General features: G+C 52.6%; 8 protein-coding genes, 1 tRNA gene and 2 pseudogenes. 6 read left to right on the top strand and 5 right to left on the bottom strand.

The window, feature by feature from the left end; genetic code table 11:
- Positions 1–386 precede the first annotated feature (386 nt).
- Positions 387–1,310, top strand: a pseudogene (locus IMQ33_RS25425) (IS5 family transposase).
- A gap of 53 nt (positions 1,311–1,363) precedes the next feature.
- Here IMQ33_RS25425 and IMQ33_RS25420 read toward each other — a convergent pair.
- Both IMQ33_RS25420 and IMQ33_RS25415 read right to left on the bottom strand, forming a co-directional pair.
- Positions 1,364–1,747 (bottom strand): annotated as a pseudogene (locus tag IMQ33_RS25420) (Arm DNA-binding domain-containing protein); the annotation flags it as partial.
- Between the two features lie 195 nt (positions 1,748–1,942).
- Positions 1,943–2,018, bottom strand: a tRNA-Phe gene (locus IMQ33_RS25415).
- Positions 2,019–2,413: 395 nt separating this feature from the next.
- Here IMQ33_RS25415 and IMQ33_RS25410 point away from each other — a divergent pair.
- From IMQ33_RS25410 to speF, 5 genes are all read left to right on the top strand, one after another.
- A complete protein-coding gene (locus tag IMQ33_RS25410) occupies positions 2,414–3,595 on the top strand; it encodes a NupC/NupG family nucleoside CNT transporter (RefSeq protein WP_065684563.1) in 1,182 nt (393 codons plus the stop codon).
- A 68-nt stretch (positions 3,596–3,663) separates the two neighbouring features.
- Positions 3,664–5,607 carry a bifunctional 2',3'-cyclic-nucleotide 2'-phosphodiesterase/3'-nucleotidase gene (locus tag IMQ33_RS25405; protein ID WP_370572956.1) on the top strand — a complete coding sequence of 648 codons (1,944 nt, stop codon included), beginning with the start codon at positions 3,664–3,666 and terminating at the stop codon, positions 5,605–5,607.
- Between the two features lie 17 nt (positions 5,608–5,624).
- Positions 5,625–6,926: a pyrimidine-nucleoside phosphorylase gene (locus IMQ33_RS25400; protein ID WP_024528372.1), complete on the top strand. Its 1,302-nt coding sequence runs from the start codon at positions 5,625–5,627 to the stop codon at positions 6,924–6,926.
- 111 nt (positions 6,927–7,037) lie between these two features.
- Positions 7,038–8,384 carry an OprD family outer membrane porin gene (locus tag IMQ33_RS25395; protein ID WP_196062716.1) on the top strand — a complete coding sequence of 449 codons (1,347 nt, stop codon included), beginning with the start codon at positions 7,038–7,040 and terminating at the stop codon, positions 8,382–8,384.
- 486 nt (positions 8,385–8,870) lie between these two features.
- A complete protein-coding gene (speF, locus tag IMQ33_RS25390; RefSeq protein ID WP_196062720.1) occupies positions 8,871–11,033 on the top strand; it encodes an ornithine decarboxylase SpeF in 2,163 nt (720 codons plus the stop codon).
- A gap of 195 nt (positions 11,034–11,228) precedes the next feature.
- Here speF and mltC read toward each other — a convergent pair whose 3' ends face one another.
- From mltC to mutY, 3 genes are all read right to left on the bottom strand, one after another.
- Positions 11,229–12,305 (bottom strand): membrane-bound lytic murein transglycosylase MltC, encoded by a 1,077-nt coding sequence (gene mltC, locus IMQ33_RS25385; protein ID WP_021806301.1) that lies wholly within the window; start codon positions 12,303–12,305, stop codon positions 11,229–11,231.
- A gap of 66 nt (positions 12,306–12,371) precedes the next feature.
- Positions 12,372–12,644 carry an oxidative damage protection protein gene (locus IMQ33_RS25380; protein WP_021179657.1) on the bottom strand — a complete coding sequence of 91 codons (273 nt, stop codon included), beginning with the start codon at positions 12,642–12,644 and terminating at the stop codon, positions 12,372–12,374.
- Positions 12,641–13,741, bottom strand: coding sequence for an A/G-specific adenine glycosylase (gene mutY, locus IMQ33_RS25375; RefSeq protein ID WP_024528369.1), 1,101 nt, complete (start codon positions 13,739–13,741; stop codon positions 12,641–12,643). The genes IMQ33_RS25380 and mutY overlap by 4 nt, the downstream gene beginning before the upstream one ends.
- Positions 13,742–13,856 lie beyond the last annotated feature (115 nt).

The following is a 13,856-nucleotide window of genomic DNA, read 5'->3' as shown; positions in this document are numbered from 1 at the left end:
ACATTCGTGAGCGTTTCGCATGATGGTATGATACTACACAAAATGGTTTTTCAAAATAGCATGTTGAGTGATGCATGCTTTAAATTATTTTAAATGCAATTATATCAATTTCAGTCTTTTCTATTCAGTTATGTGCGGTGGAAAAACGGTTATCTCTTTTCTCAACGCTTCTGTGGGGCATGGATGTGTTATAAAAAACTAATTGAAACTCAATGGAATGAAAATGGAACTTGAGTTTAATGGATGATAGAAGGATATAATATGGTTCACCTGTTGGATTGCCATATTTTCTGTTGTGGGATTAAATGGGCTTTGTTGAATAAATCGAACTTTTGGCCGCAATCAGGATCAGATCACCACATTCCTGCCCCCTCTGGCGGTATCCTTTGGCAAAGCAAAAGTTCAAAATCACCAACTGGAACGCCTACAACAAGGCTCTCGTCAATCGGGGTTCACTGACATTCTGGCTTGATGGGTCGGTCATCCATGCCTAGTACGACGAGCCAAAAACGACTTCACGAGGGCGTCCACAACGTTAATCTGCGTTAGCTATTTCCACCGTACTGATGCTCAAACGCGTCTTTCGCCTCACGCTACGTGCCGCTCAGGGCTTCATTGATTCCATTTTTACGTTAATGAAGCTCCCGCTTCGTTGCCCGGATTATTCCTGCGTCAGCAGACGGGCCAGGTCGGTCTGCTTTCCTTTTAAAAACTCCACGCACGGCGAGATTGCCCATTTCGTTATCGACTCCACCGGCTTAAAAGTTTTCGGCGAAGGCGAGTGGAAGGTTAAAAAGCACGGTAAGGAAAAGCGCTGCGTCTGGCGAAAACTGCACCTCGCCGTGGACGCCGATACCCACGAGGTTATCTGTGCTGACCTGTCACTGAACAACGTGACTGATGCGGAGGCATTCCCGGGTCTTATCCGGCAGACCCACCGGAAAATCAAGGTGGCTTCAGCAGACGGTGCTTATGACACAAAGCGGTGCCATGACGAGCTAAGACGTAAGAAAATAAAGGCACTGATCCCACCGCGAGCCCGCGCAGGTTACTGGCCAACGGAGTACGCGGACAGAAATCAGGCGGTAGCGAGGCAGCGGCTTACGGGGAGTAACGCCTACTGGAAATGGAATACAGCTTACAACCGGCGGTCGGTGGCGGAAACGGCGATGTATCGTGTAAAACAACTGTTCGGCGGGCATCTTACGCTGCGTGACTATGATGCACAGGTCGGAGAGGCTATGGCCATGATCCGTGCCTTAAACAAAATGACGCGTGCAGGCATGCCAAAAAGTGTACGGATTGCCTGAGAAAACGATTGATAGGGGGTAGTTTTATCTAAACCCGATTTATTCAACAAAGCCACGTGGGACTCGAAACTCTTCAGAATTTTAGCGCTGTGCGACTCAGACCATTTTTTGTTGCTCTTGTGCCATTGTAGCGTCACCGCTTCGAAGGTTGATGCAGTATCAGGTACTGATTTCTTAACCCGCTTTTGTTCGCAGGGGTCAATGCCATCTGCTATCAATTTTCTGGCGAGATCGCGTTTATCCCGTGCTGCAGATAATGACACGTCAGGGTATACGCCAAGTGCCAGCATTTTTTCTTTACCCAGAAATCGATAACGGAGCCGCCAGTATCTGGAGCCGTTGGGGTGAAAGAGCAAAAACATATTACCGCTGTCTGCAAGCTTATAGGGCTTATCTTGCGGTTTAGCTGCACGGATTTTTGCGTCAGTGAGTGCCATAGACAGGTCTCCTGATTGAGGGGAAGGGTATAAACATTATCGAATCAGACTATACCCTCGATTGTACCCGCACAAGGGACTTGATACCGGGTAAGTTAGGTGGAGTCTGGTTGAATGAAAGTATGAAGGAAGTGCTGATTCTGACGGAGTATACAAACAAAAACGGACCTCCGTGGAGGTCCGTTGATATGAATTTGGTGCCCGGACTCGGAATCGAACCAAGGACACGGGGATTTTCAATCCCCTGCTCTACCGACTGAGCTATCCGGGCAACGGGGCGCATTAAACCGTATTTGGCCCTGTGTCGTCAATGGGTTTCTGTCACAAAGCCGAGCGATTGCTCTAATTTCAAGCAAGGGCAGGGCTACCTTCCTGCGCCAGCATTCTCCCTTCTCCCCCAAAACGCCCGATACCAGAGATCGAAAAACTCACCCCAACAATGTTTACCCTTGCCTATTCCCTAATCAAGTTAATGTTAGTGATAAGTACAACATGTTACATATATGTATTTTAAGGCTATTGTCATTTTCAAATGTGATCGATGTAACTTTAATAACATATTGTCTGTGTTATGTTTCGATAATAACATCATTAGTTACCGGCAAACGCCAGGGTACAAGGCTCGGCAACGGAACGTAAAAGTTCACAGATAATTTTGGGGAAAAGATGAAATATATCATAGGGATAGTGTGTATCGTTACTATCTGTATTTTGGCACTTTTAGTGAGCAACGATCGCAAAAACATTCGCTATCGTCCGATTTTCGTCATGCTGGCCTGCCAGTTTTTGATGACCGCACTGCTGCTTAAGACCGACGTAGGCAATAAAGTGATTGGCGTGATCGCCGAGGTATTTGGCAATTTGCTCTCCTATGCCAACGAAGGGGTTAACTTCGTCTTTGGTGGTTTGGTGAATCACGGCGAGATCTCTTTCTTCCTGTCCGTATTGCTGCCCATCGTGTTTATCTCCGCGCTGATCGGCATCCTGCAGCACTGGCGCATCCTGGGCTTTATCATCAAGTACATCGGCCTGGCGCTGAGCAAGGTCAACGGCATGGGGCGCTTAGAGTCCTATAACGCGGTGGCTTCGGCGATCCTCGGTCAGTCTGAAGTGTTCATCTCGGTGAAAAAACAGCTCGGCCTGCTGCCGGAGCATCGCCTGTATACGTTGTGTACCTCTGCCATGTCGACAGTCTCAATGGCGATTGTGGGCGCTTACATGGTGATGCTTGATCCGCGCTACGTGGTGACTGCCTTGGTGCTGAACCTGTTTGGTGGCTTTATCATGGCGTCGCTGATCAATCCTTATCAGGTCAAGCCTGAGGAAGATATTCTGGATGTCGTTGAAGGGGAGAAGCAGAGCTTCTTCGAAGTCCTGAGCGAATACATCCTCGATGGCTTCAAGGTAGCGATTATCGTTGGTGCGATGCTGATCGGCTTTATTGCGCTGATCACCATGGCTAACGCGCTATTCACCGCTGCATTTGGCATTTCCTTCCAAGGGGTATTGGGTTATGTGTTCTCACCACTGGCTTTCCTGGTGGGGGTGCCGTGGCACGAAGCGGTGCAGGCCGGTGGCCTGATGGCAACCAAGATCGTCAGCAACGAATTTGTTGCCATGCTCAACCTGTCACAGGGTGATTACAATTTCTCTGAACGTACTATGGCGATTATCTCGGTGTTCCTGGTGTCGTTCGCCAACTTCTCTTCTATCGGCATTATCGTCGGTGCCATCAAGGCGTTGGACTCCAAGCAAGGTAATGCCGCAGCCCGCTTTGGCCTGAAGCTGCTTTACGGCTCCACGCTGGTCAGCTTCCTGAACGCCGCCGTCGTAGGTTTCTTCTTTTAATTAGCTCAAGGCCACATCAAGAGGTTGTGGCCTGCTATCGCTATAACAATAAGGAATATGTGATGAAAATGACTTCTCCCCTCAAGCTATCGTTATTGGCCCTGTTGGTTGCAGGCGCTGCGCATGCCGCAACGGTGGATCTCCGCATCATGGAAACCACCGACGTTCACGGCAACATGATGGATTATGACTATTACAAAGATCAAGCCACCGCTCAGTACGGTTTGGTGAGAGCGGCCACCTTGATTGATGCTGCCCGCGCAGAAGCGACCAACAGCGTGCTGGTCGATAACGGCGATATCATCCAGGGTAGCCCGATGGCGGACTATGCCGCTGCCAACCTGAAGAAAGGCGATGTGCATCCGGTTTATCAGGCGATGAACACCCTCGATTATGCAGTCGGCAGCCTGGGCAACCACGAATTCAACTACGGGCTGGATTACCTGAAAATGGCGATTAGCGGGGCCAAATTCCCGTACATCAACGCCAACGTCTATGACGCCAAGACCAACAAGCCTTATTTCAAACAGTACCTGATCGTGGACACGCCGGTAAAAGATACCGAGGGTAAAGAGCATAAGCTGCGCATCGGTTATATCGGCTTCGTACCGCCACAGATTGTGCTGTGGGACAAGGACAAGCTGTCGGGCAAGGTGATCGCCAAAGATATTACCGAAACTGCCAGGGAACTGGTGCCACAGATGCGTAAAGAAGGGGCGGATATCGTGATTGCTATCGCCCACTCCGGCATCTCTGCCGATCCTTACAAGGCGCTGGCAGAAAACTCGGTCTACTACCTCACGCAGGTTCCAGGCATCGATGCCATTACCTTTGGCCACTCTCACGGTATTTTCCCAAGCAAGGATTTCGCCGCTATTCCTGGGGTAGATCTTGAAAAGGGTACGGTTAATGGCGTACCCGCAGTCATGCCGGGCCACTGGGCGGATAACCTGGGGGTGATCGACCTGGTGCTGGAAGGGGAAACCAATAAGTGGAAGGTGGTCTCCAGCCGTGCAGAAGCCCGCCCAATTTTTGATAAGAAGAATGACAAATCGCTGGTCGAGGCCAAGGCTACGCTGGTGAAAACGCTGGAGCAGGCGCATAACGACACCCGTGAATTCGTTAACAAGCCGATTGGCACCATTGCCGAAGACACCAATACCTATCTGTCATTAGTGCAGGACTCCTCGGCCATCCAGATCATCCGTGCGGCGCAGAAAGCCTACGTTGAACACTTTATTCAGGGCGATCCGGATCTGGCTGATATCCCAGTTCTTTCTGCTGCGGCACCGTTCAAGGCGGGTGGCAGGAAGAACGACCCGGCGGCCTTCGTTGATATGCGTAAAGGGCCTCTGAGCTTCCGTAACGCGGCCGATCTTTACCAGTATTCCAACACGCTGGCGGCAGTGAAAGTGAAAGGCAGCGATCTGAAAGAGTGGTTGGAGTGCTCTGCGGGCATGTACAACCAGATCGACGAGAAAAGCGATAAGCCACAGTCACTGCTCAACTGGAACGGTTTCCGGGCCTACAACTTCGATATGTTTGACGATCTGAGCTATCAGATCGACGTGACCCAGCCTGCGCGTTATGACGTGGATTGCAACGTGATCAATCCACAGGCCCAGCGTATCAAGTCGCTGACCTATAAAGGTAAACCGGTGGTAGCAGACGCGCCATTCCTGGTTGCCGTGAACAATTACCGGGCATTTACCGGCAAGTTCGCCGGCACGGGTGAAAAAAATATCGTTATCTCCTCGCCGGATGAAGTGCGCACTATCGTGGCCAACTACATCTCCGAGCAGACCAAACAGCATGGCGCATATAAGCCAGAGGTAAAAAACAACTGGCGGATCGCGCAAATTACTGCGGATAAGCCGTTGGATATCCGCATCGAGACCTCACCAAGCCAGAATGCGGCTGATTACATCAAACAGTCCGCACAGCATCCAATGACGCTGGTAGGAAAAGACGATATCGGCTTTGCCGTTTACAAGATCGATTTACAGAAATAAAGAGCCGGGGAATGACAATGAGAATGGTTGATATCATCGCCAAAAAGCGCGATGGAAAAGAGCTGACTACGCAAGAGATCGAGTTTTTTGTTAACGGCTACACCCGGGGAGATATTCCGGATTACCAGGCCAGTGCGCTGGCGATGGCGATCTTCTTCCAGGATATGAATGACCGTGAGCGTGCCGATCTGACGATGTCGATGGTGAACTCCGGTGACGTAATCGATCTCTCGGCGATCGAAGGCGTCAAGGTAGACAAGCACTCCACCGGCGGCGTGGGTGATACCACCACGCTGGTGCTGGCACCGCTGGTAGCGGCGCTGGATATCCCGGTGGCGAAGATGTCTGGCCGTGGCCTGGGGCATACCGGCGGCACTATCGATAAGCTGGAAGCGGTGGCCGGTTTCCATGTGGAAATCTCCAGCAAACAGTTTATCGAGCTGGTGAACCGCGACAAGGTGGCGGTGATTGGTCAGACCGGTAACCTGACCCCGGCGGATAAGAAGCTGTATGCGCTGCGTGATGTGACCGGTACGGTGAACTCCATTCCGCTGATCGCCGGTTCGATCATGAGCAAGAAGATTGCGGCGGGTGCCGATGCCATCGTGTTGGACGTGAAAACCGGTGCCGGTGCGTTTATGAAAACCACTGAAGATGCCGTCGAGTTGGCCACGGCGATGGTGCGCATTGGTAACCACGTGGGCCGTAATACCATGGCGGTGATCTCCGATATGTCGCAGCCCTTGGGCTACGCCATCGGTAATGCGCTGGAAGTGAAGGAAGCCATCGATACGCTGCGTGGTGAAGGCCCGGAAGATCTGACCGAACTGGTCATGCAGTTGGGTAGCCAAATGGTCGTGCTGGCGAAGAAGGCCGATTCGTTACCGGCTGCGCGCGCCATGCTGCAAGAGGTGATCGATAACGGCAAGGCGTTGGCCAAGTTCCGTGACTTCCTGGCCAACCAGGGCGGCGATGCTTCAATGGTGGATCATCCAGAGAAGCTGCCGCAGGCTAAATACCTGATTGAGGTTCCGGCCAAGCAGGCGGGTGTGGTAGCCAATATTGTGGCCGATGAAATCGGCGTGGCAGCCATGTTGCTCGGTGCCGGTCGTGCCACCAAGGAAGATGACATCGATCTGGCCGTGGGCCTGATGATGCATAAAAAAGTCGGCGATCGGGTCGCCATCGGTGACTCACTGGTGACGATCCATGCCAACCGCCCGGATGTGGCGAACGTCATGGCGAAAATCTATGACAGCATCACCCTTGCCGATAAGGCGCAAGCACCAAAACTGATCCATACCATTATTACAGAATAATAATATTAGCCGTGTTTCACCCTGGTTGCGGGGTGAAACATTTCCAACATTATCTAGAAATCATTTAATTAAAATAGTTCTGGGTGAGTAGATAGAAAACGGGATTTTTCTATGTATCAAATCAATAAATTTAAAATAAAAAAGCCTCTTGCATTGTTTGCACTGATGCTCTCTTTACCCCTCAGCGCAGAGGAAATAAAGGTAAGCGATCATCTCTTCTCAAGTTTTATTAATGATAGCCACGCAGATCTTTCTTTCCGTAACGTGTTTAAAAATTTAAGCACCGAGGATTATGGGGAACGCTCCATCCAAACGGCTTGGGGGCAGGGGATCACGCTTGATTATCAGTCCGGCTATTTTGCAGATATGTTGGGAGTAGACGCTTCTTATTATGGCGTGATTAAACTGGCCGCCAGCGATGATTTCTGGGGCCGTAGCGTGTTGTATAACGACAACGGCCAGGCGAAAGGTTTCAACAAGATTGGTCAGCTCTACCTGAAAGGGCGTTTGGGTGATGATGACACCTATCTACACCTTTATTCCGGTTGGCAGCAGATTAAAAAATGGGGCGCACTTAACAACTCCACGCGCGCTATTCCAAGTACCTATCTGGGATTGCGTGGTGAAGCGGCTACCGGGCCAGTACGGGTACGCGGTGCTTATGTGACCCGTTATAGCGACAGGGATTCTCCGGATAAGATCCATTTCCTCACTGCGGATAAAAAGGAGATCAGCAGCATTGCGACCGGTGAATTGAGCTATAGCGATCACGGCTATAGCGCACTCTATTTCCTGGGTGAAAGCCATAACTATATGCAACGCCACGGGGTGGAACTGGGGTGGCAACCGGCGTCCTGGGCGGAAAATCGCCTCAAGCTTGCCAGCCAGCTGTATTACAACCATGGTCTGCAAGATTGGACCCGCATGTCCACCCGTCACAAGACGTTCGATGACGATGCCTACCATTATGCGATGTACGCCGAATGGCGCGCCGAGCGTTGGAAGCACAAGGTTGGGGCTTCATACACCCGTGCCTCACTCGATAATGGCAACGGGTTAGGGCGCTTTGAGTGGCACCTGGCCAAGCACAGCCGCGGCACCTTTAACTCCATGGCCGACAGTTGGGGTAACGACTATGTGGGCGATAAGGAAAAGATGTTGGCCTGGACCTTCGGCTATGCCGTTACGCCAGAGGTTGAGCTGGGGATGGTCACCAACTATGGCTGGGGGATGAAGTACCGAGGCCATAGCATTGAGCGTGGTGAAACCCTGGTTTACTCCCGCTGGACGCCGTCACAGCCTGCACTGAAAAACCTGGCAGTGCAGCTGTCCGGTGGCCCATCCTGGAACTACCAGAGCCAGAGCAACCAGCCGAAGCTGACCTCGGATGGCAAGCCGATGCGCGCTCAGAACCACTCGATCGAACTGCAGGTGGATTACAAGTTCAACCTGTTCTAATCAACGCCTGCCTGGCCGTGTGGGGAAACCCACACGGTATCAATAAATAATTATGCATTAATAGTAACTATTAACCGGCTTGAACCCTCGAAAAAAACGTGTAATCATTGCGCGAATTCCCCATTTCATCACAGAGGAGTACAGGCATGACGGGTTTAACCACCTCAGCGCAGCTGCGCTCCAGACGTCTGATGATGCCATCACTCCATGTATCCTTAACGCCATTTATGCGAACACCGCTGCCCGTTATGCGGTAAAGCTAGCCAATGCTCGCTGTTAGGCATGATTAAAAATAGAGCTGCGGCTCTGATTTTACTGATGTCTATCGGACGCTGCCGATCCCAGTCCCCGATAGTTGTCTGATGCCTACCCGCATCGGCCGGTCATGGTTGCGCCTTGGCTCATCACTTTGCCGGGATAACCAGGGTTATCTCATTATGTGCCCAGTGGCACACCCTCATCCTTAACCGTTTGAGACTCAGCATGATGAAAGAATTGAAGATAGCAACCAGCGCCAGCCTGGTAGCCAGCATTGAAACCCTGCGCGAAATTGTGCGCGTGGGGCAGACTGACTATACCGATGTGGCGGCGGCCGTGGTCTCCGTTAGCGATGTGGATGCCGGTATTCTGGCAACGCTTAAAGCGACCGGCTTTGAGATCCCGACGTTTGTTGCCGTTGAGGGGGATGAGCAGCTTTCCCCGGATCACCTACCGTTGATTACTGGCGTATTTGCCTTGGCTGCAGCGACCAAAGTGTTTTACATGGCGCAGTTGGAGGCCGCCGCCGATGCCTACGAGCAGGCGCTGTTACCGCCGTTCTTCAACACGCTGAAAACCTACGTGGAAATGGAGAACTCAACCTTTGCCTGCCCGGGCCATCAGGGCGGCGAGTTTTTCCGTAAACACCCGGCAGGGCGCAAGTTTTTCGAGTTTTACGGCGAAACGATTTTCCGTTCGGACATGTGCAACGCCGATGTGAAGCTGGGCGATCTGCTGATCCACGAAGGCTCGGCCAAGGATGCGCAAAAACACGCGGCGAAAGTGTTCAACGCCGATAAAACCTACTTCGTGCTGAACGGCACTTCGGCATCCAATAAAGTGGTGACCAACGCGCTGCTGACGCGTGGCGATCTGGTGCTGTTCGATCGCAATAACCATAAATCCAATCACCACGGCGCGTTGATCCAGGCCGGAGCGACGCCGGTGTATCTCGAAACCGCGCGTAACCCGTTTGGTTTTATCGGCGGCATCGATTCCCAATGCTTTGATGAAGCTTACCTGCGCGAGCAAATCCGCCATGTAGCCCCGGAAAAAGCCGCTGCGGCACGGCCTTTCCGCCTGGCGATCATCCAGCTCGGCACCTATGACGGTACCATTTACAACGCCCGTCAGTTGATCGACACCATCGGCCATCTGTGCGATTACATCCTGTTTGATTCGGCCTGGGTGGGGTATGAAGGCTTTATTCCGATGCTGAAAGAGTGCTCGCCGCTGCTGTTGGAACTGGATGAGCACGATCCGGGTATTTTCGTCACGCAATCGGTACATAAGCAGCAGGCCGGATTCTCGCAGACTTCGCAGATCCATAAAAAAGACGATCACATCAAAGGCCAGAAGCGCCACTGCAACCATAAGCATCTCAACAATGCGTTTATGCTGCATGCCTCAACCAGCCCGTTTTATCCGCTGTTTGCCGCGCTGGACGTCAACGCCAAGATGCATGCCGGTGCCGCTGGCCGCCGCATGTGGATGGAGTGCGTCAAGCTGGGGATCGACACGCGTAAACAGCTACTGGCACGCTGCTCGCAGCTGCGGCCCTTTATTCCGCCGCAGGTGGCAGGCAAAGACTGGCAGGATTACGATACTGACCTGATCGCCAACGACGCACGCTTCTTCAACTTTGTACCGGGTGAGCAATGGCACGGCTTTGCCGGTTATGCGCAGGGGCAGTATCTGGTCGATCCTTGCAAGTTGCTGCTGACCACGCCGGGGATTGATGCGGCCACCGGCCAGTACACCGAGTTCGGTATCCCAGCCACCATTCTGGCCAACTTCCTGCGTGAGAACGGCATCGTGCCGGAGAAGTGCGATCTCAACTCGATCCTGTTCCTGCTCACCCCGGCGGAGAACCCGGCGAAAATGGATCATCTGGTGGATATGCTGGTGCAGTTCGAGCGTTACGTTGAGGCAGATGCGCCACTGAGTGAGGTCTTGCCGACGGTTTATCGCAAGAATCAGCAGCGTTATGCAGGCTACACCATTCGTCAACTTTGCCAGGAGATGCACGATTTGTACGTCAGCTTTGACGTGAAGCAGTTGCAAAAAGAGATGTTCCGTCAGGATCATTTCCCGCCGGTGATGATGAATCCGCAGGATGCCAACGTCGAGTTTATCCGTGACAACGTTGAGCTGGTGCCGATCGCTCAGGCTACAGGGCGCATCGCGGCAGAAGGTGCCTTACCTTATCCACCGGGCGTGCTGTGCGTGGTGCCAGGCGAAGTGTGGGGCGGTGCGGTACAGCGTTACTTCCTGGCGCTGGAGGAGGGCATCAACCGCTTGCCTGGCTTCTCACCGGAGTTGCAGGGCGTGTATATCGAGAAGAAAGATCACGGCTGGAAACGGATATTTGGCTATATGATCAAGCAATGAAGCTCGTTATTTGGCCCCAGCTCGGCGTTCGCCATTGCACCGTACCCAGGTGTGGAAGTTAATCTGTAGCAAGGTGATGTTGAGGATGAATGCCGTAGCTAAGATCTAGCACGGTAGGTCCCCTCTCCCTGTGGGAGAGGGTTAGGGTGAGGGAACGAATCATCGCTCCCCAGCCCCGTATTTTCCCACCAACGATTACTTCCGCCGATAGTTTTTCTGCGCGTTATTCACCTTCACCAGATAACGGCGTGATTCACCCGCCGGATGCTTGGTGGTCAGAGTCTGATAAATATCACCAGGCTGCATGCTGTTGATGATGGTTACCGCCTTCGCCTTGTCACTATTGAACACCCGCAACACGCTACCAGCCCCTCCGTTGTAAGCGGTGATCACCGCATAACGGCGTGAGGTCGGGTTCTGAATGCCGCCCAGGTAGTTGTTCTGCAAGATTGCCAGATAGGCAGTACCGGTATCGATGTTGTTCTCCGGATCAAACAGGTAGCTGCGGCTTGGTGTGCCCCATTTACCTTTGCTCTGGAACACGTCTTTACCGGCGGTATGCTGCACCACCTGCATCAGGCCCAGCGCGTCGGAACCGCTTACCGCATACGGGTTGAAGCTGGATTCGGTCTGCATAATCGCCAGGATCAGCGATTCTTCGACGCCGTATTTCTCAGACGCCTGGCGAACCATCGGCAGATATTTGTGTGCACGTTTATCCAGGTGGTTAGGCACCAGTTGCATCGTCACCGAGTAGATCACGTGCAAGCCCGATGTGCGTCTTTTTAGCTTGTTTTGCAGCAGATAGTCGGCGAAGTGCGCCGCCCGCCATTCCCAGCGGATGGGTTGGCCCTTGTTATCCAGCACCTGGCCGTACAGGAACGGCTCTTTGCTGATCTGGATATCATTGGCGTCGGAATAGAGGTCGATCGAGCCTGGATCGTCACCCATCAACAGGGTGCTGATCACCGCCTGGCGCAGATGAGCAGCAGGATCGGTGGTGGCGATGGTTTCGATAGTGATGGTGCCCGAATCAAAGTTGATGTGGCTACGGGTCTGATATTGATCGGTATATTTGACGTAGTCTTTTGGCCCGGCAATCAGAACTTCGCTCAGCCCCCAGATGTTCTCGATATTGTGGGCAAATTGGCCCATCAAAATATCAAAGGCGTTGGTGTCTTTGACATAGGCTTCACTGACCACGTCGTTTTTTTTGCCAGAACAGGAGATCAGCAAAGGCGCTATCACTAGCAAAGCTAACATTTTCTTCATCTTGTTAAAGCCGTATACGCGAAGAATTAAACAGGGGGAAAGGGCCAGCGCCTGGCCCGGAAAATCTTATTCGCTCGGTGGCGTATAGCCTTCGATGTGGACCTCATGCCCTTCGAACAGGAAGCGGATCATCTCTTGTTCCAGCAGTTTGCGGTCATCCACGTTCATCATGTTGAGCTTTTTCTCGTTGATCAGCATGGTCTGCTTCTTCATCCATTCTCCCCAGGCTTCCTTGGAGATTTCGTTGTAGATGCGCTTGCCGACTTCCCCTGGATAGAGCTGAAAGTCTTGCCCATCGGCGTCACGCTGCAGGAAGGTACAAAAAATGGTTCTGCTCATGCTAATTCCTCGTCAATGGCGCTGTTGCCAAATAAACCGGGTTGGGTCGGGGACTGTTTGGCCAACTGCTGTAGCAGGCGCTCAACCGGCGCGGCCAGCCCGACCGAAGGGGGCTGCGTTAAGTTATACCAGAGACCGGAACCCGCATCCATGGCGCTACCCGCTTTGTCGATGTTCAGCCACATAGGCACAATATCCAGATGGAAATGGCTGAAGGTGTGGCGGAAGGCGGTCATTTGCTCTAAACGGCTACCTTGCAGGCCGCGTTGTTGCAGCCAGAGTTCAAGATCGATCCGCGCGCTAAACTGTGGAAAGCAGAACAGTCCTCCCCACAGGCCAGTTCCTGGGCGCTGTTCCAGCCAGACGCCATCACCCTGTTGTAGCATCAGGAAGTAGGCGGTTTTTTCCGGCAGGGTTTGCTTGGGTTTTTTACCTGGGTAGTTGGCCCAGCTGCTGTTGCCGTTGGCGATGCAGCCGATATTGAGCGGGCATAGCTCACATTTGGGTTTGCTACGGGTGCAGACCATCGCTCCCAGATCCATCATCGCCTGATTGAACTGGCCAACCCCTTTTGCCGGTGTGACCTCTTCGCTGATCTCCCACAGGCGATTTTCCACCTCTTTCTTGCCCGGCCAGCCAGCTATGGCATAGCAACGGGCCAGTACGCGCTTGACGTTGCCGTCTAGGATCGGGTAGTGCTGCCCCTGGGACAGAGAGAGAATGGCGCCAGCAGTTGAACGGCCTACGCCAGGCAGCGCAACAATTTCTTCAAAGGTTGTCGGGAACTCACCGCCGTGCTGTGCGACAATGGTCTGCGCCGCTTTATGCAGGTTTCTGGCGCGGGCATAATAGCCAAGCCCGGTCCACAGATGCAGGACTTCATCCTGCGGCGCTTCGGCCAAGGCTCGCACGTTCGGAAAGCGTGCCATAAAGCGCTGAAAATAAGGAATAACGGTGGCAACCTGAGTTTGTTGCAGCATCACCTCAGAGAGCCATACTTGATAAGGCGTTTTATCGAGTTGCCACGGCAGCGTTTTGCGGCCATAGCGTTGGTACCAGTCAAGCACTACGTGCGAGAACTGTTGTGCTTGCATCATGAGCGAGTTCGCTATCCGGCAGATAAATAATGATGCGCGATTGCAGCATAGAGTGATGGTGCTGTAAACCGGAACTTTCCGCAGTAGCACATCCGGTATGATGATGAACGCTTGC

Origin of the sequence: Serratia sp. Res13-Sevr-LER1-36-b, assembly GCF_015673035.1 — a bacterium.
Taxonomy (GTDB): domain Bacteria; phylum Pseudomonadota; class Gammaproteobacteria; order Enterobacterales; family Enterobacteriaceae; genus Chania; species Chania fonticola_C.
Note: the sequence above shows the minus strand (reverse complement) of the source record. Positions and strands in the feature narration are given on the sequence as shown.

What these genes read in the sequence shown, in the direction of transcription:
- mutY (WP_024528369.1), bottom strand. Translation starts at nt 13,741, where the DNA reads ATGATGCAAGCACAACAGTTCTCGCACGTAGTGCTTGACTGGTACCAA.
- IMQ33_RS25400 (WP_024528372.1), top strand. Translation starts at nt 5,625, where the DNA reads ATGAGAATGGTTGATATCATCGCCAAAAAGCGCGATGGAAAAGAGCTG.
- IMQ33_RS25395 (WP_196062716.1), top strand. Translation starts at nt 7,038, where the DNA reads ATGTATCAAATCAATAAATTTAAAATAAAAAAGCCTCTTGCATTGTTT.
- IMQ33_RS25410 (WP_065684563.1), top strand. Translation starts at nt 2,414, where the DNA reads ATGAAATATATCATAGGGATAGTGTGTATCGTTACTATCTGTATTTTG.
- speF (WP_196062720.1), top strand. Translation starts at nt 8,871, where the DNA reads ATGAAAGAATTGAAGATAGCAACCAGCGCCAGCCTGGTAGCCAGCATT.
- mltC (WP_021806301.1), bottom strand. Translation starts at nt 12,305, where the DNA reads ATGAAGAAAATGTTAGCTTTGCTAGTGATAGCGCCTTTGCTGATCTCC.
- IMQ33_RS25405 (WP_370572956.1), top strand. Translation starts at nt 3,664, where the DNA reads ATGACTTCTCCCCTCAAGCTATCGTTATTGGCCCTGTTGGTTGCAGGC.
- IMQ33_RS25380 (WP_021179657.1), bottom strand. Translation starts at nt 12,644, where the DNA reads ATGAGCAGAACCATTTTTTGTACCTTCCTGCAGCGTGACGCCGATGGG.